This window comes from Desulfovibrio sp. (assembly GCF_019422935.1).
Classification (GTDB): domain Bacteria; phylum Desulfobacterota; class Desulfovibrionia; order Desulfovibrionales; family Desulfovibrionaceae; genus Desulfovibrio.
The window spans coordinates 129,938-147,448 of the sequence record NZ_JAHZCJ010000002.1; the positions used below are offsets into that span (position 1 = coordinate 129,938).

The following is a 17,511-nucleotide window of genomic DNA, read 5'->3' on the forward strand; positions in this document are numbered from 1 at the left end:
CCTAGTCCTCCTCCGCCCAACAAAAAAGAGCGGGCAGGGATTTTGCTCCCTACCCGCTCTTTTCGAGTATTTTGATTGAGTATTTTGGGGCTGTTGCCAGAGCCGACCAACATTGTAAATGATTGTCTGCTACGCGCGGATTCAAAAAATCCGCGTCATGGCATGCCCTATTTGAACAGACCCGGCTCCTCACGCACAAGATTGGCGGCAATAAGTTTGCTGTCAGGCTTATACGTGCCGTTGGAGACCTGAATACGCAAGGCTTCCACCTTTTCGGCGCGCACATCGGGCGCATTCTGGGCTGTACGTCGGGCTTCCGTCAGCAGCTGAGCTTCCTGTGATACGCTGACTGTGTCCCCTTGCGAACCTTCAGAAGGCGTGCCGCTGGCTCTGCCTTTCAGTCTGGTCTCGCCGCTCTTTTCAAGGTTGGCCGTGTTGCCGTAGGGATCGAGAAAATTATTGATCTTTCCCTGAATTTCCATAGTTCTCTCCGCTTGCTCAACCAGCTGCCGACCTAAATGGCGGGTGGTTCGTCAAGCATGCTTTCATCAACTTTTTTTCGTGTGACGCGCCACAGGGCGTTACGGGTCGCACGCAGTTTTTCATCCGATAAAGGTTCCAGACCTTCCGGCCCTTGCCCCACTATACGCAGTCTGCCGCCTGGCGGATAGGTAAACTGCACTTCCTGCCCCACTTCACGGCCAATTTCCTGGCGGATTTCTTCCACCACAGGGTTGTCGCTGCCGGTATAGAGCAGGGTTTCGTAGAGTTCGCGGGCGACCTTCTCAACCATCATGTGGCGGCTGGCAGAAGGATCCGGGTCGCCGGGGTCATCGCCTTCGGCAACTCTGCGCCGCATTCTGAGCCTTGCAAGACGCCGGGCTGCCAGCAGCTGCTGTTCATACCCCTGGAGCATCATGCGCAGTTGCGCGGAGGTTGCGTCGGCCATGGCGTTATCCGTCCTTCAACCCTTTACGGCAGAAGCGATAAAAACTTTAGACTTGCCCCAAGACATTTCCTCTACGGGCCTGACGCATTTTTTGCCAAAAGGCGCGGCAGACAACCCGCGAGAGCACAGGCGGTCAGCGGATGACCAACGTGCGATAAAAAAGACGATCAACGGCGGTTGCGGGCCAGTGCGCAGCCCACAGCCAACAGATTGAGCACGCCAAAGATTATCAGGTCAACGCGCATGGCACCCATAAAGGCATCAATATTATGCGTTCCGGCTGGCTCGCTGCCAAGAAAAAGCCCAAGGGTCAGCGTTATGAGCGTCATGTTGAACAATTGGCCGCCTGTGCGCACAGCGCCCGTGAGCCCTGCGGCCTGCCCCACCCGGTCGCGCCCCGCGCTCTCAAGAATAATGGTGGTATTGGGCAGCGCAAACAGGCTGATGCCAACCCCGAGCAGGCATTGGGCCAGAACCAGCACGTACATGGGCGAATCCACCCGCAAAAGCCCGCACACAACAAGGCCCAACCCGCACAGGGCAATGCCTGTCGCGCTGACCTTGCCCGGTTCAAACCTGCCGCACAACCGCGCGGCCACGGGGGTAGTCATGACCTGCATCACAGACTGGAGCGCAAGAAAAAGCCCGGCCTGCTGCACGGTCATACCGCGTCCGAACTGGAGGTACAGACTGAAAAAAAACACGATGCCGAAAAACGAACTATAGTTGATGAAGGCAGCCAATGACGACAGGGCAAAAACCCTGTTGCGGGCAAGCAGCCGCAGATCAAGCAAGGGATAGTCGCTCCGGAGTTCCTTGATGCAGAAAGCAGCCATCAACCCCACAAAGGCCACCAGCAGGCCGCCAGCCAGAGCCGGAGCGTCGGCCAACTCGGACGAGCCAAAAGTCAGGGCCGTCATGGCGCCCGCATAAATGCAGCAGCCCTTCCAGTCAAAGGGCTTGCCCTTGGCCATGCGCCATTCAAGCTTGACGCGGTATTTCATCAGCAGCAGCACACCCACGGACGCCAGGGCGCTGCCCCAGAACAGCCACTGCCAGCCAAGCCACCCGGCCACAAAACCCGCCACAGGCGGCCCGCAGGCAATACCGGCGTATACGGACGATCCGCTGTAGCCAAGATAGGAGGCGCGCCGCCCCTCAGGAGCCGCCGAGGCCAGCAGGGCCAGACCGCAGGCGTTGAACATGGCTCCGCCCACACCCTGCACGAAGCGCAGCAGCAGAAACAGCGGCACAGAATTGACAAAACCCAGCAAGGCCCCGGCAAGGGCAAACAGGGCGATGCCCCACAAAAATATGCGCCGATACCCCCAGATGTCGCCCATGCTGCCGCTGGCCAGCTGAAACACAGCCAGGCCCATGGAGTAAAAGGCCCCCATGAGGCCCAGCTCGCGCGCGCTGGCATGGAGGCTTTGCCCCAGTGGCGGCAGCACGGCGTTCACTCCGGCCATCATGAACGGCATAAAAAACAGGGAGGTACACACGGCCACAAGCAGCCAGCCGTGTCCTTTTTCGATAGATGAACTCATGGCGGCAGAGTAGCCTCGAGCATGCGGGGTGGTCAATACGCCCCGCATGCCTGGTCAATTTGCGCGGTTCAGAATCTGAGCGAACGTCCTGGAGCTTTGAAAACGCATATCCTCAAAGGCAACAGGCCTAAAGCGTGCCTACGGCTTCGGCCAGCCGCAGGCACATATCAGCCTTGTTCAATGTATACAGGTGAATGCCCGGCGCGCCGGCATCAAGCAGACTGCGTATCTGCCGCACCGCGTAGTCAAGACCTACCTGCCGCACGGCTTCCGCCCCGCCATCGTTATTGGCCTTCTCAAGGGCAAGATAGAGCTTGCCAGGAATATTGGCCCCGCACAGAGAGAGCACCCGCCGCAGCGAGTCAAAACTCTGAATGGGCAGAATACCGGGGATGACTGGCGTGGCAATGCCCTGCCCGCGCAAATGGCTCACCAGGTCTTCATACTCGCGGGCGTCAAAAAATAACTGGGTCAGGGCAAAATCCGCCCCGGCGCGCATTTTTTCAGCCGTGCAGCGTCTGTCGTCCGCAAAGGTGGGCGATTCGGGATGCGGAGCGGGATAGGCAGCTACGCCTATGCCCAGGCCGGGCTGCTGCTCGCGGGCAAAGGCTACCAGATCAGAGGCATGGCGAAAGTGGGCGTTGTTCCAGTCCCATGGCTTGTCGGCGGGCGGGTCGCCGCGCAAGGCCAGCACGTTGTTGACGCCAGAAGCCTGCAAATCGTGCAAAAATGCGGCAATGGACTGCGGCTCCGCGCCCACGCATGTGAGATGCGCCATGGCAGTAATGCCCCGCCGCGCCAGCTCTGCCGTGACGGCAAGGGTATTCTGCTGACGCGCGCCTCCCGCACCGTAGGTTACTGACGCAAACAGGGGGTTGAGCGCGCGCAGGCGATCCACCGTGGCATAAAAATCAGGCAACTGGGCCGTGTCAGAAGGAGGAAAAAACTCCAAAGAGTAAAAAGGGGCCGAAAGTTCCCTGATCATTTTGCCGATATGCATGGAAAGACTCCTTGGCGCGATATGCCCGCAGCCTGATAAATTACTGCGGCGTGATTGTTTATGTTTATATCAAGATAAATTGATATGTCAATAAAAATGTGCCATCGCACCTTGCCAAATGGCAAAAGCGGTCGTAATGCAGGTTACGGACAATAAAAATAGACGGCAAGACATGAATACCCGGCAGTTTTTCTTTATAGCAACGGACGCAATCCGGCCCGCGTGGCGGGTAATCCGCAGTCTGCCGACCATTTGGCTGGCTGCCCTGATTGTCTGTTGCACCATAGCCACGCCCCGGCCCGGCCTTGCCGCGCCAGACCAGCAGGGCGATCAGCCCCCCGGTGCGGTATTGCCCGCCGAGGGCCGCGCGCCTGCGCAGCCTGCCGCGGACCCTCACGCCATGCAGCCCGCAGATGCCGCTGCCGCCAAAGGGGGCGTGGACGCCCAGGGCCGGGCCGACTGGCGGGAGCTTGAACCGGGCCTTCTGTTTGGCGAATTTCAGCTCAACGAAGGGGATGCCCGCCTCACCGTCCTGCGTATTGACCCTGCCGCATTTGACTTTACCCTCTGCTCCCGCGCGCAGGATGGAGGCCCATCCCGCCAGCTGAACCAGTGGGGCGAACAGTACAACCTTGTTGCGGCCATCAACGCCAGCATGTACCTGCCCGACGCTTCCACCAGCACTGGCTACATGCGCCAGGGTTCGCATGTGAACAACGGGCGCGTGGTGCAGCGTTTTGGCGCTTTTTTTGTGGCCGGGCCGGATGAACCCACCCTGCCCAAGGCAGCCATCCTTGACCGCGACAGCCCCCTGTGGCGGCAGCAGATGGATCACTATGATCTTGTGATTCAAAACTACCGCATGATCAATGCCGACAGGCGCATCCTCTGGTCGCCCGGCGGCCCGCACTACTCCATTTCCGCAGTGGCGCAGGACGGTGACGGGCAGATTCTCTTCATGCACTGCCGCCAGCCCGTGGAAGCCTATTCCTTTGCGCAGCAGGTCTTGCACCTGCCCCTCAACGTGCGCACCGTCATGTATGTGGAAGGCGGGGGCCAGGCTGGCCTGCTGGTCCGTTCCGCGGCGCTGACCCGCGAGCTTGTGGGCCTGAGCCCCAGCGGCCTGCTGGTGACTGGCGATCTGCGGGCAGTGCTGCCCAATGTGCTTGGCGCGCGCCGCAAAAACGTTGAAGGAAATTCCAGCGGCAACGCTGGCGGCACTCCCGGCAGCGTGGACACAAGGCCCGCAACACCTGTGGAAATGCAAGCGCCCCCCGCTTCTGCGCCAGCACCTGCAGCAAATGCGGATCAAGCTCAGCCCGCAACCGACACTCCTGCGCAACCGGTACTGACCAATCCCTCCGGGCAAGCTCCTTCAGGCACTACACCCAACATGGCTGCCCCCACCAAGACAGAAGCCGCTTCTGACGCCGAGGCTGCTCCGACAAACGCAACTCAGCCTGCGCAAGCCCAGGACGCCGCAGCAAGCGCCGCTGCCCCGTCTGAAACACCCAAGGCTTCCCCGGCAGAATCGGCTCCCCCTACTGCCCCGCTCACAGAACCGGGCACGTCCATTGCCCCTCCGGCATCCAGCCCGGAAGGCGCAAGTTTACCCAAGGGGCAGAACGAGTAGTTTTTCGGCCAGCTTCGACTCCGGGAAATTGGCTTTTCATGGGCTTTTCACGAACTCTTTGCCTCGCCCCATTTGTTGATAATAATTATCAATGTTAAAAAAAAGACTTTACATCGGGGGCCACTTCTTTCACAATATTTCTTGGTAAGGGGCTGAACGCGCTGATTGCGGCATGCTCAGCCGCCTCCCCCCAAGCTAACCTGTCAAAACAAGTGAGGGACTCATGCCCACGCAACTCGAAGTGTATAAGTGTACCCACTGCGGCAATATCGTTGAAGTTCTCCATGGCGGCGGCGCAGACATCGTCTGCTGTGGCGACCCCATGAAGCTGATGGTCGAAGGCGCAACCGACGGCGCGCTTGAAAAGCATGTGCCTGTTATCGAAAAGGTTGATGGCGGCTACATGGTCAAGGTCGGCAGCGTTGCCCACCCCATGGAAGAAAAACACTACATTGAATGGATCGAGTTGCTGGCCGACGGCAGGAGCTACACCAAGTTCCTGAAGCCCGGCGATGCGCCCGAAGCCTTCTTTGCCATTGACGCTGCCAAGGTTACCGCCCGCGAATACTGCAATCTGCACGGTCACTGGAAGGCGGAGAACTAGTTTTTTCTGATGCAGGAACCGCGAGGTTCCCATTTGTTACACCGGCATCAAGCCACAATTATATATTCAGGAGACATGCCATGCAAAAGTATGTTTGCGGCGTTTGCGGCTACGAATACGACCCCGCTGAAAACGACAACGTGCCTTTTGAAGATCTGCCCGATGACTGGACCTGCCCCGTTTGCGGCGTGGGTAAAGACCAGTTCACCCCTGCCTAATTTTTTTCTTTCCCCGTTCTTTCCCCCGCTTTGCCTTGCCCTAAGGCAGGGCGGGGATTTTTATAGAAGGGGCTTCCCCAACACTGCGGAGACACATCATGCAGCCAGTAGAAATAAAAAAAGATATTTTCTGGGTCGGCTTTGTCGACTATGATCACAGGGATTTTCACGGATATTCCCGCTCGCCTGACGGCTCGACCTACAACGCCTATCTGATCAAGGACGAAAAAAACGTCCTGCTTGATACCGTTGCCTCGGGCTGCGAGGGCACCCTGCTGTGCCGCATGGCCCAGGTGCTTGAGCCGGAAAAGATCGACTACATCATCTGCAACCACATGGAACTGGACCACGCTGGCGCGCTGGAAGCCATTATTGAGCGCTGCAAGCCGGAAAAGATTTTTGTGTCGCAGACCGGCCTCAAGTCGATGGCTGGCTATTTTGACTGCAAAGACTGGCCCGTGCAGGCCGTGAAGAGCGGCGACAGCATCAACATCGGCAAACGCACCATCGTGTTTCAGGAAACCCGCATGCTGCACTGGCCCGACAGCATGGTTTCTTACATTCCCGAAGACAAGCTGCTGGTCAGCAACGACATCTTTGGTCAGAACATCGCCAGTTCCGCGCGCTTTGTTGATGAATTCGGCGATGACGGCGAATACACGCGCCGCGTCAAGGAATACTACTTCAACATTGTTTTGCCCTACTCCCCCATGGTTCTCAAGACCTTGCCCGTGGTTGAAAAGCTCGATATTGACATGATCGCCCCTGACCACGGCCTCATTCAGAGGGGTGAAAAGGCCGTGCGCGGCATCATCGACATGTACCGCGCCATGGCCGAGCAGAAGCCCCAGCAGCGCGCGCTCGTTTTTTACGACACCATGTGGCAGTCCACTGAAACCATGGCCTACGCCATATGCAGCGGCCTGGAAGAAAACGGCGTTCCCACGCGCATCATGAGCGTGAAGCAGAACCACCACAGCGCCGTCATGACCGAACTGGCAGACTGCGGCGCGGTCATCGCCGGTTCGCCCACCCACAACAATACCGTGCTGCCCCTCATGGCCGCCCAGCTTACCTATATGAAGGGTCTGCGCCCCCTGAACCGCATCGGCGGCGCGTTTGGCTCCTACGGCTGGTCGGGCGAAGGCCCCAAATTCCTGCACGAGCAGCTTGCCTCCATGAATATGGAAATGCCCGCTGAACCCGTGAAGTGCAACTGGCGGCCCGATCACGAGGCCCTCAAGGCCTGCCACCAGATGGGCGTCACCATTGCGGGCGCTCTCAAAAAGAAATGCCAGGGCTAAGTCCAGACAGCCCCTGACAAAAAACAGCAGCGCCCCCATATGCGGGCGCTGCTGTTTTTTTATGATGCGCACACCAGTAGCGGCGTGTTGTGCAATCAGGCTGCCGCAAGCCTTTGCCTGCGGCGCGCTCCAATCAGGCCATGCCGCGTAATTGCCCCAGCCGCTGCAATCGGCAGCCAAACGTGGCAGGCATGTCAGGCCATGCTACTCCGCCAGTCCAGCCTTTGCGGCAAAAGGATCCCAGGAAGGGTCACGGTGGGGCTCGTATTCCGTCACGAGAGCAAGCCAGTCGCTCATGGTCTGTCCGAACAGGCGGGCTATAACCGCCAGGGTCATGTCCATACCGGCAGAAACTCCCGATGATGTCACAACCGAGCCGTCATCCACCCAGCGGGCCTTGGGCACCCAGTTCACCTTCGGGCCAGGGGCTATGGACGCCTTAAAGGCCATTTTGTTGGTGGTGGCAAGCCTGCCGTCCAACAGCCCTGCGGCGGCAAGCAGTGAAGCCCCGTTACACACAGACATGACGAGTTTGGTATTCTTGGCCTGCGCCCGTACCCAGCTCAGGGTTGCTTTGTCCTGCAGCAAGGGGATAACGCCTATGCCACCTGGAACAAGCAGACAGTCCAGCGCAGGGGCGTCAGCATAGCTGTACTCCGCCAGCGTTTTTGGCCCCTGATTGGAAGCCACCGCCCCCTTCTCCGCCGCTACAGTCACGAGCCTGATGTCCACGCGGTCAGATTCTTCGCCCCAAAAACGGGTGGGCGCATGCTTGAGGCTGCCCCACATTTCCATGGGGCCGTAGGCATCCAGCATTTCAAATCCGGGAAAGAGCAAAACGCCAAGTGTCAGATGCCTTGAGGCAGGCTTGGGAACGGCATCGTACATATTGCCATTTTCCACCTGAGCGGAGGTTTGCCCGGCCTGCGCCTCTGCGCCAATCGTCCAGAACGCCGCAAGCAGTGCCAGCAAGAGGGCCAGTGGTTGCAGACTGCGCTGAATATTCTGGTGCATACACGTCTCCTTGTTTGCCGGGCAATGGAGCACCCCGGCGTTGAAGTTATGCACCCATCCTAGAGCACGGCAACGCCTGGCAACAATGACAATAAATCTGACCTTTCTGCCAATGCTGCAATATGCATGTTCATGCGGAAAAGGAGTATCGGACGCCAGCAAAAAACAGGAGTGCAGACCAAATAAAAAAGCCCTCCGAAACGGAAGGCTTTTATCGTGACTGGCGGCATGCAGAACACACCGCCCGAATTCTAGCTGGGGAACCCCCCGGAACTAATTGCGCACGTCATCGTCATTGTCGGCAGGACGCGCAGCGGGGCGCTGCCCCTTCTGGGAGTCGCGCTGCTGCATGTCGCGCGGGGGACGGCGGTCTTGCCCATTCTGTTGACCATTCATCTGACCGTCACGGGGAGGGCGGCGGTCATCGCGCGGGCGGCCCATCTCATCGCCACGGGGGCTGCGGCGGTCGCCCTTGTCGCTGTCGTAACGGGGTTTGCCCATTTTTTCGCCCTGCTCACTGCGATTGTCGTGGCGCCCGTCCATGCGCCCATTGGGGTGGTTCTTGCTGTCCTTGCGGTCATAATGACGCCCGTCACGGTCGCCCTTCTGTTTGTAACCTTGGGGGGCATCTCCATTCTGGGCCGCCTGCACGGCAGGGGTGCTCACCAAGAGCAGGCCAACGGCAAGGGCGCTCAGCGCCAACGGTTTCAACACATATTTCATACGCATAAAGTTCCTCCTTGGGTGGGCATTTCGCCCATTGCCTCCTTACGCCAGCTTGAGCCTGTACGCAAGATGGCAGCCATGCTATGGAACTTTATGTTAAAAAGCCGTTAGCGCGCCAATCCGCAGCATACAAAGAGCAGACCTTGCGCCCCGAGACCCATCAATTTTTGGCACGCGCGTTGCGCAGGGCCGGGACGCCCACGCCGCTACGCCGGGCTGCGGCCTTGAGCGCGTCTGCCTCGGGACGCACATACGTTTGGCCTTCAATGGAATACTCCTTGGCTGCAAGGCTCTGCCCCGCCATATCCACTGAAACGGCGCGACGCGGTGCAACCACGCGATCAAGTGTCTGCACGCGCAGGCCCAGAGTGTGGGTGTGGCGCAATACGGCATTTTCCACACCATCTTTCTGCACTGGCAGGCACAGCACACGCAGCAATCCGGCAGGGCGGTTCTTCTTGCCCACGCCCGGCAGCCAAAGCACGTCAAGAACCTCCGGCATGGCGGAGAGCGCCTCCAGCGCCATACCCAGGTCTTCGCCGTTGAGGTGATCAATGTGGGTCTCGAACTGCATGACCTTCTCACGCCCGCCAAGCACATGGTCAGCGCCGCCTGCGCCGTCTTCCACAAGCCACGCCCTCAGGCCCGTGGGCGCTGGGCGGGAGCCGTAGCCCGTGCCAAGCGCTACGGCAACGCCCTCCGGGCCGGAAGCAAACTGGTCTACCAGCGCATCCACCAGGGCTGCGCCCGTGGGCGTAACAAGCTCCTCGCGCGCATCTGTGGCAAAAACCGGTTTGCCGCGCATAAGGTACGCCGTTGCGGGCGCTGGCAGCGGGATGCGCCCGTGGGCGCACTCAACGCTTCCGGTAAACCACGGCAGGGGCGAGGCGCATATTCGGCTCACGCCCAGGGCCTCCACGGCATAGGCCGCACCCAGAATATCCACGAGGGTATCGATGGCGCCCACCTCGTGAAAATGCACCTCAGCTGGAGCAATCTGGTGCGCGTGCGCCTCGGCTTCAGTCAGGGCGTTCAGGGCTGCCAGCGCACAGCTGCGCACGCCGGGCGAGACGTCAACCCTTCCAAAGATGGCGGCGATATCCGCCGGATGCCGCAATGGCTGCCCTTCGGCATTCCAGCTTACGGCAACCATCTTCCCCGGCCCGCCGGGCCGTGTTTCGCCCCTGGCGTCAATGCGGCAATCCACGCCAGCGCGGGCCAGAGCAGCAGCCAGCGGGGCATAATCCACCCCAAGGTGCGCAAGGGCCGCAAGGGTCATATCCCCGCTGATGCCGCCAGAGCAATCAAGATATAAAAGCATATCGGCCCCTTCCAAATTTGTCTGCGCACGCAATCTGAGCACGCGCACTTGTGCAGCCTCGGCACATTGGTGTATAAAAGGATCGTGCGGGTCGCTGCGACCACGCCGTTATAACCTGAAACATATCCCCCCGGAGGGAAGCATGCCTGTACAGAATTGGATGACCACCGATGTTGTCAGCGTTGGCCCCGATACATCGCTGCTCAAAGTGGGCAAGCTCATGAAGGATCACCACATCCGCCGCATCCCGGTTGTTGATGAAAACGGTCAGGTCGTTGGCATTATCTCTGACCGCGACGTGCGCGACGCCTCCCCCTCCAAGGCCACCACGCTCGACATGTACGAAATGCACTATCTGCTGGCTGAGCTGAAGGCCAAAAACATTATGACGGCCAAGCCCATCACCGTCAAACCGACCGACACTGTCGAGCAGGCAGCCCTGATCATGCTGGACAACAAGGTTGGCGGCCTGCCGGTGGTGGACGACAGCGGCAAGCTTGTGGGCATCATTTCTGACCACGATGTTTTCAAAGCCCTGGTCGACATCACCGGCGCACGCATGGGCGGCTTGCAGTTTGCCATAGAATTGCCCGACCAGCCCGGCACGGCGCGCCCCCTGTTTGACCTCCTGCGCGCGCACAATGCCCGTTTGCTCTCGGTGCTGACCGTCTCCAACACCGATGGCAATCGCCAACTGTTCATCCGTGTGCGCGACCTTGAAAATTCCAAGGCCGAGCAGGAGCTTATGGACGGTGTCGGCAAGCTCGGCAAAGTGCTCTATTGCCAGCACTAAATCCCTACAATTTAATCATATTTATCCTATCGCATCTGAATTACTCAACAAAAGCCGCAACAAAAAAAGTGGGGCAAGAGCAAAAAAGATGCACAGGACTTGCCATCAAAAATTATTTGTGTCATAAGGACTCTCGTTGTGATTGCGGTATGCTTTCGCGCCCAACGGAGGAATTCGGCCGGAAATATCCGGTTGTGCAACGCCTGGGCGTCCGCCCCGGCGAGGTTGAGCAATAGCTGTCCAAGGAGGACACACGCATGGCTGAGATCACCTATAAAGGTAAAAGCTTTGAAGTTGACGAAGACGGTTTCCTTCTGCGTTTTGACGACTGGTGCCCCGAATGGATGGACTATGTGAAGGAATCCGAAGGCATCTCTGAGATCAACGCTGATCACCAGAAGATCCTTGACTTCCTGCAGGACTACTACAAGAAGAACGGCATCGCCCCCATGGTCCGTATTCTTTCCAAGAACACCGGCTACAAGCTGAAGGAAGTGTACGAACTCTTCCCCTCCGGCCCCGGCAAAGGCGCCTGCAAAATGGCCGGCCTGCCCAAGCCCACTGGCTGCGTGTAGTCCAGCCGCAACATTTTGGAAAAAAGCGGAAGGGAAACCTTCCGCTTTTTTTTGCCCATACCGCCCTGCGCGGGCATGCGCCGCCCATACCGTGCGGGGCACCCGCCGGGGCTTGCCTTTCTGGCAACATTTCATATCTTCTCATCAGCCCGCGCTCCGCTCCCCTCCCTTTACGCCGGGCCAAAAAAACGGTATCGCCCTGCCATGAAAATTCGTCTGTCCCTGAAAAAATGCGCCCTCTGGTTTATGGGCATCGTTATAGTCTGCGGCCTTTTGGGCGGCGGCGCGGTGACCATGCTTTTTTACTGGGCCTCGCGCGACCTGCCCGACCTGAACCGTATCGCCGAATACAAGCAGCCGCAGGCTACTGTCGTTCTGGCGCGTGACGGCTCAACCCTTGGCACCCTCTATCACGAAAAGCGCTTTGTCATTGGCCTCAAGGATATGTCGCGCTATCTGCCCATGTCTTTTCTGGCTGCGGAAGACGACGCCTTTTACAGGCACATGGGCATTGACCCCGTGGCCATCGCGCGCGCCGCCATCAACAACTTCCGCAAAGGACGCCAGGGCGAGGGCGGCAGCACCATAACCCAGCAGCTCATCAAGCAGTTGCTGCTCACATCCGAGCGCAGCTATACCCGCAAGATGAAAGAGGCCATTCTGGCCTATCAGCTTGAAAGAAACTTCACCAAGGATCAGATCCTTACCATATATCTGAACCAGATATATCTGGGTGAACACGCCTTTGGCGTGGAGTCGGCTGCCCGCACCTATTTTGGCAAGCACGCCTCTGACATCACCCTGGCCGAAAGCGCCGTCATCGCGGGCCTGCCCAAGGCCCCCAGTTCCTACAATCCCTTCCGCAGGCCGGAAGAAGCCAAGAACCGGCAGATGTACGTGCTTGGCCGGCTGCGCGACCTCAAATGGATCACCCAGGCCGAATATGATCAGGCCGTGGCCGAGCCGCTGGTCTACTGGAGCATGCCCGAGGGCATGGGTGGTGCGGCCCAGTGGTATCTTGAAGAAGCCCGCCGCCTGCTGGTGGAATTTTTTACGGAATCCAACCTCCGCGCTCTGGGGGTGGAAACCACCAAGTACGGCGCGGATTATGTGTATGAAGCGGGCCTGACCGTACAAACGGCCATGGATCCAGCACATCAGACCGCAGCTGGCGCGGCCCTGCGCCGTGGGCTGGAAGAACTGGACAAGCGCCAGGGCTGGCGCGGTCCAGTGGAGCAGCTTGACCCTGCAAAGCAAAAAGAATTTTTGGCGAAAAACCAGTTTTCTCCCCTTGATCTCGCTGGCGGCGACTGGGTGAAAGCCCTTGTGACCGCCGTGGACACCAAGGAAGTCAAGGTGGCGCTGGGCCAGGGCTATACGGGCATCGTGCCGGTTTCGGCCATGTCCTGGGCGCGCAAGCCCAACCCCAAGGTTGCGGCCGCCAACGCGCCAGCCATCAAAGACCCCCGTCAGGTAGTGGCGGTTGGCGATGTAATCTGGGTTTCCGCAGAAGAAATCACGGTTACGGAAACCAATGCCAAGGGCCGCAAAGAGCAGAAAACCATTCCTTTTGATTCCTCTACGGTCAAAAAGAATATCCCCATCCATCTGCGCTTGCAGCAGGACCCGCTGGTGCAGGGGGCCATTGCCTCCGTGGAACCGCAGAGCGGCGACGTTGTGGCCCTCATTGGCGGCTACCAGTTTGGCGACAGCCACTTTAACCGCGCAACGCAGGCCCGGCGTCAGCCAGGTTCCAGCTTCAAGCCCGTGGTCTATTCCACGGCCATGGACTTTGGCTTTACGCCTGCCTCCACGGTGCTGGACGCGCCCTTTGTGTATGTGAACCCCTACACCAATGAAGTGTGGCGGCCCTCGAACTACGAACACAACTACAAGGGAGAACTGCCCCTGCACACGGCTCTGGCCCTTTCCCGCAATACCTGCACAGTGCGCGTGGCGCAGCAGGTGGGCATAGCCAATGTGGTGCAGCGCGCCAAGGCTCTGGGGCTTGAACCGCATTTTCCGCAGGAGCTGGCCATCAGCCTCGGCGCAGTGGCCGTGTCGCCGCTTAACCTTACGCAGGCCTACGCAGCTTTTGCCAACCAGGGGTTGGGGGTGCGCCCGCGCATCATCACCTCCATCAGCGACCCGCAGGGCCGGGTGCTCTACAGGCAGGAAGTGGAGCACTGGCAGGCTGTCAGCCCCCAGAACGCCTACATTATGGACACTCTGCTCAAGGAAGTTGTCAATTCCGGCACTGGCGGGCGCGCCAAAATCGATGGGCGCATCATAGCGGGTAAAACCGGCACCACCAATGATGAACGCGATGCGTGGTTCATGGGCTTCTCGCCCTACCTCGTGACCGGCGTCTACGTGGGCTACGATCAGGTGCAGAGCCTTGGCCGCCTTGAACAGGGCGGGCGTACTGCCGCCCCCATCTTCCGTTACTACCGCAGTGAAGTGGAAGATCGCTACCCCAAGGACGACTTTGTAATGCCCGAGGGTATTGTGATGGCCGATGGTCTGGCTTTCAAGGCCGACCAGCCCATGCAGGGTGCATCTGCGACCTCCCCCACCACTGCTGATGGAACGGCAGTGGATACCTCGGAAGGCGGCGAAGACCTGATGCGCCAGATGTTCTAGAACGCAGAACTCAGAAGCCAGACGTTTAAAGCCAGCGTCACGCACGGAATTGCACCAGCCGAAAGGCTATGCAGCTTCCGTGCGTGACGCTGGCGCAGACAAGACCACACGGCAAAAGCCGAAATTCCTATCCTGCAAGCGCCCCGGCGTGGTGCAGCCTTCCCTGCGGGGCGGAGACCTCCATGAAACACCGTATCGACATGGCCGCCGGACACGAACCGGCGGATATACTCATCACAAACGCCAGGGTTGTTGATGTTTTTTCCGGTCTGGTGCGGCAGGATTCCGTAGCCATCGGCGATGGGGTCTTTCTAGGTTTCGGCCAGCGCGAAGCCCGCGAGGTGGTGGACGCCCAGGGGGCCTATCTGCTGCCCGGCTTCATTGACGCCCACATCCATCTGGAATCCAGCATGGTCACTCCGGCGCGCTTTGCCGAAATGGCCCTGCCCCACGGCACCACATCCGTGGTGGCCGACCCCCACGAACTGGCGAACGTATGCGGCACCGCGGCCTTGCGCTTCTTACTTGCCAGCGCCCAGACCCTGCCCCTGAGCATCTTTCTGGCCCTGCCCTCGTGCGTCCCGGCCACTCCCTTTGAAGACAGCGGCGCAGTGCTGCAAGCCAAAGACCTGGCTCCCTTCATGGACGACCCGCACGTGGCCTCGCTGGGCGAAATGATGAACTACCCCGGCGTACTCAGCGGCGACCCGGAAGTGCTTGAAAAGATTGCCCTGAGCCATTCGCGGCGCAAGCCCGTTGACGGGCACGCCCCGGCCCTGCTGGGCAGGGAACTTGACGCCTACCTGTGCACGGGCATTGCCAATACGCACGAGTGCACCACCGCTGAAGAATTTCACCAGAACCTCATGCGCGGCTGCCGCATCTTTTTGCGTGACGGCTCCGCAGCGCGCAACCTGCCCGCGCTGGCCCCGCTGGTCACGCCCGGCAACTGCCACCGCTGCGCCTTTTGCTGCGATGACCGCCACGCCTCCGAGCTGCTGACGGCGGGCCATATGGACGAAGTGCTGCGCAAGGCCGTAGCCCTGGGCATGGACCCCGTCACGGCGGTGCGCCTGTGCACCCTCAATGCAGCCGAGGCCGAGGGGCTGCAAGGCAAGGGGGCCATTGCCCCCGGCTATGACGCCGACTGCGTGCTGGTTGACGACCTGGCGTCCTTCAACGTGCGCATGACCTTTGCGGGCGGGCGACAGATTGCTGCGGAGGGCCGCATGCTCGCCCTGCTGGCGGATCCCCCCTTAAAAGACCTGACCAATACGGTGCGGCTTGCGCCCCTGCCGGATGATGTATTTGCGCTGCCCCTGCCATCGGGCCGTGCCCGGGTTATCCGCCTGCACCCCGGTTCTCTGGTGACGGATGCCGAAGAGCACGACGTCACCTGCACCAATGGACTTTTTGACGCCCGCCAGAACGAAGGCCTGTGCAAACTGGCCGTTGTGGAACGCCACAAGGCCACGGGCAAGGTGGGCGTGGGTATTCTGGCCGGATACGGCCTGCGCAACGCGGCTGTGGCAACCTCTGTAAGCCACGACTCGCACAATATTGTGGTCTGCGGCGATAACGATGCAGACATGCTGGCCGCCGTGCGCCGGGTTGCCGCCATGGGCGGCGGCATCGCAGTTGCGAGCGAAGGCCGGATCTTTGAGGAACTGCCCCTGCCCGTGGCCGGGCTGATGACCCACGAAGCCCCGGAAACCGTGGTACGCGCGCTGGATGCCATCCACGGTCTGCTGCACGGGCACGGAATTCCGGCCAATGTGGCTCCGCTCATGGCCCTGAGCTTCATGGCTCTGCCCGTGATTCCCTCGCTCAAGCTGACGGCGCGGGGTCTTTTTTCCGTTGCCGACTGGCGCTTTGTTTCGGTAGACGCGGCAGCGCGGCCCTGAAGCATTTTTTCTGACACCTGAGGGAAGCGCCCCTTGCGCGGCCCTGAAGCAGCTAATAAAGGAACCTCATGATTCCCTTCGGTACGCTTGTCGTCTATGTAACCCCCAAGGGCCGCCGCTATGTCAAACGCCTCGTTGAAGGCCAGGACTGGCATAGCAATGATGGCACCCTTGTTTCCACCGAGGTGGCGCAGGCTGACCTTGGCTCTGTGGTCTACACCAACCAGAATGTGCCCATCCAGGTGATGGAAGCCACCCTGTATGACCGCCTCAAGGGCCTCAAGCGTCAGACGCAGATCATCTACCCCAAGGATATCGCCTATATCTGCCTGCGCCTCGGCGCTGGCCCGGGGCGTACCATCATAGAGGCGGGCTGCGGTTCCGGCGGCCTGACCACGGGCCTTTCGTGGTTCTGCGGCCCCACCGGGCGCGTGGTGAGCCATGAGGCCCGCGAGGAATTCATGAAGCTGGCGCGCCGCAACCTTGAGTGGGCTGGCGTGGGCGAAAATGTGGAACTGCACAACCGCGATGTGGCCGAAGGCTTTGCCGTGACCGGTGCGGACGCGCTCTTCCTTGATGTGCGCACCCCGTGGGAATACCTCGACCATGCCCTGGCCGCAGTGCGCCCTGGTGCGAGCTTCGGCTTTTTGCTGCCCACAGTTGACCAGGTGAGCAAACTGCTGCTGGGCCTTGAGCGTGGCCCCTTTGCCGATGTGGAAGTGTGCGAGATTCTTATCCGCCGCTGGAAGCCCGTGGCTGACCGCCTGCGCCCCGAAGACCGCATGACGGCCCACACGGGTTTTCTGGTCTTTGCCCGCCAGCAGAATCGCAGCGCGGACTTTGATTCGCGCAAGCCCATGGGCACGCGTGAGCGCAAGCAGGAAGCCGCCCGTCAGGCCCGCCTTGGTCTGACTGACGAAGCCCCTGAAGCTCTTGAAGGTGATATGGAATGAATCCCTGGGTAGTGCTCATTGCAGCGGGCTTGTGCGAGATCGGCTGGCCCCTCGGATTCAAGGTGGCGCAAACAGCGCCCGCATGGCGTGTGGCGGCCATTTCCCTTTCCGTTGCCAGCATGGCCCTGAGCGGCTGGCTGCTCTTTCTGGCTCAAAAGCAGATCCCCATGGGCACGGCCTACGCCGTGTGGACGGGGATAGGCGCAGCGGGAACATTCATTCTTGGCGTTCTTGTGTTTGGCGATGCCCTCAACTGGGGCCGAGCGCTGGGCGTTGCCATGATTATTGGCGGCGTGGTTGTGCTGAAAGCAATGACGCCCTGATCCC

The 17,511-nt window shown here is 59.9% G+C and carries 17 protein-coding genes; 10 read left to right on the forward strand and 7 right to left on the reverse strand.

All coding sequences use genetic code 11. The features are described 5' to 3' along the window. Positions 1–167: 167 nt before the first annotated feature. The 4 genes from flgM to QZ383_RS03695 all read right to left on the reverse strand — a co-directional run bounded on the left by flgM (position 168) and on the right by QZ383_RS03695 (position 3,496). Positions 168–482, reverse strand: a complete 315-nt coding sequence (gene flgM / locus QZ383_RS03680) for a flagellar biosynthesis anti-sigma factor FlgM (RefSeq protein WP_291443142.1) — start codon at positions 480–482, stop codon at positions 168–170. A 32-nt stretch (positions 483–514) separates the two neighbouring features. Next, positions 515–949, reverse strand: coding sequence for a DVU0524 family FlgM-associated protein (locus QZ383_RS03685; protein ID WP_291443145.1), 435 nt, complete (start codon positions 947–949; stop codon positions 515–517). 167 nt (positions 950–1,116) lie between these two features. Then, on the reverse strand, positions 1,117–2,496 hold the full coding sequence (locus QZ383_RS03690; protein ID WP_291443146.1) for an MFS transporter: 1,380 nt from the start codon (positions 2,494–2,496) through the stop codon (positions 1,117–1,119). 127 nt (positions 2,497–2,623) lie between these two features. Beyond that, entirely contained in the window at positions 2,624–3,496 is an 873-nt protein-coding gene (locus QZ383_RS03695) for a methylenetetrahydrofolate reductase (protein WP_291443147.1), read from the reverse strand. A 172-nt stretch (positions 3,497–3,668) separates the two neighbouring features. On the opposite strand from QZ383_RS03695, the gene QZ383_RS03700 reads away from it, so the two are divergent. The 4 genes from QZ383_RS03700 (at position 3,669) to QZ383_RS03715 (ending at position 7,255) form a co-directional block, all read left to right on the forward strand. Beyond that, positions 3,669–5,129: a phosphodiester glycosidase family protein gene (locus QZ383_RS03700; RefSeq protein ID WP_291443148.1), complete on the forward strand. Its 1,461-nt coding sequence runs from the start codon at positions 3,669–3,671 to the stop codon at positions 5,127–5,129. A gap of 223 nt (positions 5,130–5,352) precedes the next feature. Beyond that, entirely contained in the window at positions 5,353–5,733 is a 381-nt protein-coding gene (locus QZ383_RS03705) for a desulfoferrodoxin (RefSeq protein ID WP_022657704.1), read from the forward strand. Positions 5,734–5,813: 80 nt separating this feature from the next. Next, complete coding sequence (locus QZ383_RS03710) at positions 5,814–5,951, forward strand: rubredoxin (RefSeq protein WP_022657703.1); 138 nt, start codon at positions 5,814–5,816, stop codon at positions 5,949–5,951. A 98-nt stretch (positions 5,952–6,049) separates the two neighbouring features. Beyond that, a complete protein-coding gene (locus QZ383_RS03715; RefSeq protein WP_291443151.1) occupies positions 6,050–7,255 on the forward strand; it encodes an FprA family A-type flavoprotein in 1,206 nt (401 codons plus the stop codon). A 204-nt stretch (positions 7,256–7,459) separates the two neighbouring features. On the opposite strand, the gene QZ383_RS03720 is transcribed toward QZ383_RS03715, so the two are convergent. The 3 genes from QZ383_RS03720 to QZ383_RS03730 all read right to left on the reverse strand — a co-directional run bounded on the left by QZ383_RS03720 (position 7,460) and on the right by QZ383_RS03730 (position 10,316). Next, positions 7,460–8,269: a DJ-1/PfpI family protein gene (locus QZ383_RS03720; protein ID WP_291443153.1), complete on the reverse strand. Its 810-nt coding sequence runs from the start codon at positions 8,267–8,269 to the stop codon at positions 7,460–7,462. A gap of 273 nt (positions 8,270–8,542) precedes the next feature. After that, positions 8,543–8,998 carry a hypothetical protein gene (locus QZ383_RS03725; RefSeq protein ID WP_291443155.1) on the reverse strand — a complete coding sequence of 152 codons (456 nt, stop codon included), beginning with the start codon at positions 8,996–8,998 and terminating at the stop codon, positions 8,543–8,545. 157 nt (positions 8,999–9,155) lie between these two features. Beyond that, positions 9,156–10,316, reverse strand: coding sequence for a LarC family nickel insertion protein (locus QZ383_RS03730; RefSeq protein WP_291443157.1), 1,161 nt, complete (start codon positions 10,314–10,316; stop codon positions 9,156–9,158). Positions 10,317–10,458: 142 nt separating this feature from the next. On the opposite strand from QZ383_RS03730, the gene QZ383_RS03735 reads away from it, so the two are divergent. The 6 genes from QZ383_RS03735 to QZ383_RS03760 all read left to right on the forward strand — a co-directional run bounded on the left by QZ383_RS03735 (position 10,459) and on the right by QZ383_RS03760 (position 17,507). Continuing rightward, entirely contained in the window at positions 10,459–11,109 is a 651-nt protein-coding gene (locus QZ383_RS03735; RefSeq protein ID WP_291443159.1) for a CBS and ACT domain-containing protein, read from the forward strand. Between the two features lie 257 nt (positions 11,110–11,366). Further along, positions 11,367–11,684: a TusE/DsrC/DsvC family sulfur relay protein gene (locus tag QZ383_RS03740; RefSeq protein ID WP_022657697.1), complete on the forward strand. Its 318-nt coding sequence runs from the start codon at positions 11,367–11,369 to the stop codon at positions 11,682–11,684. A gap of 204 nt (positions 11,685–11,888) precedes the next feature. Further along, positions 11,889–14,327 carry a PBP1A family penicillin-binding protein gene (locus QZ383_RS03745; RefSeq protein ID WP_291443160.1) on the forward strand — a complete coding sequence of 813 codons (2,439 nt, stop codon included), beginning with the start codon at positions 11,889–11,891 and terminating at the stop codon, positions 14,325–14,327. Positions 14,328–14,509: 182 nt separating this feature from the next. Next, entirely contained in the window at positions 14,510–16,231 is a 1,722-nt protein-coding gene (gene ade / locus QZ383_RS03750) for an adenine deaminase (RefSeq protein WP_291443162.1), read from the forward strand. Positions 16,232–16,299: 68 nt separating this feature from the next. Continuing rightward, entirely contained in the window at positions 16,300–17,184 is an 885-nt protein-coding gene (locus tag QZ383_RS03755; RefSeq protein ID WP_291443163.1) for a tRNA (adenine-N1)-methyltransferase, read from the forward strand. Next, positions 17,181–17,507 carry a multidrug efflux SMR transporter gene (locus QZ383_RS03760; protein WP_291443165.1) on the forward strand — a complete coding sequence of 109 codons (327 nt, stop codon included), beginning with the start codon at positions 17,181–17,183 and terminating at the stop codon, positions 17,505–17,507. The genes QZ383_RS03755 and QZ383_RS03760 overlap by 4 nt, the downstream gene beginning before the upstream one ends. Positions 17,508–17,511: the final 4 nt, after the last annotated feature.

Coding starts and splice junctions, on each gene's coding strand:
- QZ383_RS03740 (WP_022657697.1), top strand. CDS start 11,367: ATGGCTGAGATCACCTATAAAGGTAAAAGCTTTGAAGTTGACGAAGAC.
- flgM (WP_291443142.1), bottom strand. CDS start 482: ATGGAAATTCAGGGAAAGATCAATAATTTTCTCGATCCCTACGGCAAC.
- QZ383_RS03755 (WP_291443163.1), top strand. CDS start 16,300: ATGATTCCCTTCGGTACGCTTGTCGTCTATGTAACCCCCAAGGGCCGC.
- QZ383_RS03760 (WP_291443165.1), top strand. CDS start 17,181: ATGAATCCCTGGGTAGTGCTCATTGCAGCGGGCTTGTGCGAGATCGGC.
- QZ383_RS03695 (WP_291443147.1), bottom strand. CDS start 3,496: ATGCATATCGGCAAAATGATCAGGGAACTTTCGGCCCCTTTTTACTCT.
- QZ383_RS03730 (WP_291443157.1), bottom strand. CDS start 10,316: ATGCTTTTATATCTTGATTGCTCTGGCGGCATCAGCGGGGATATGACC.
- QZ383_RS03745 (WP_291443160.1), top strand. CDS start 11,889: ATGAAAATTCGTCTGTCCCTGAAAAAATGCGCCCTCTGGTTTATGGGC.
- QZ383_RS03710 (WP_022657703.1), top strand. CDS start 5,814: ATGCAAAAGTATGTTTGCGGCGTTTGCGGCTACGAATACGACCCCGCT.
- QZ383_RS03690 (WP_291443146.1), bottom strand. CDS start 2,496: ATGAGTTCATCTATCGAAAAAGGACACGGCTGGCTGCTTGTGGCCGTG.
- QZ383_RS03725 (WP_291443155.1), bottom strand. CDS start 8,998: ATGCGTATGAAATATGTGTTGAAACCGTTGGCGCTGAGCGCCCTTGCC.
- QZ383_RS03720 (WP_291443153.1), bottom strand. CDS start 8,269: ATGCACCAGAATATTCAGCGCAGTCTGCAACCACTGGCCCTCTTGCTG.
- QZ383_RS03700 (WP_291443148.1), top strand. CDS start 3,669: ATGAATACCCGGCAGTTTTTCTTTATAGCAACGGACGCAATCCGGCCC.
- ade (WP_291443162.1), top strand. CDS start 14,510: ATGAAACACCGTATCGACATGGCCGCCGGACACGAACCGGCGGATATA.
- QZ383_RS03705 (WP_022657704.1), top strand. CDS start 5,353: ATGCCCACGCAACTCGAAGTGTATAAGTGTACCCACTGCGGCAATATC.
- QZ383_RS03735 (WP_291443159.1), top strand. CDS start 10,459: ATGCCTGTACAGAATTGGATGACCACCGATGTTGTCAGCGTTGGCCCC.
- QZ383_RS03715 (WP_291443151.1), top strand. CDS start 6,050: ATGCAGCCAGTAGAAATAAAAAAAGATATTTTCTGGGTCGGCTTTGTC.
- QZ383_RS03685 (WP_291443145.1), bottom strand. CDS start 949: ATGGCCGACGCAACCTCCGCGCAACTGCGCATGATGCTCCAGGGGTAT.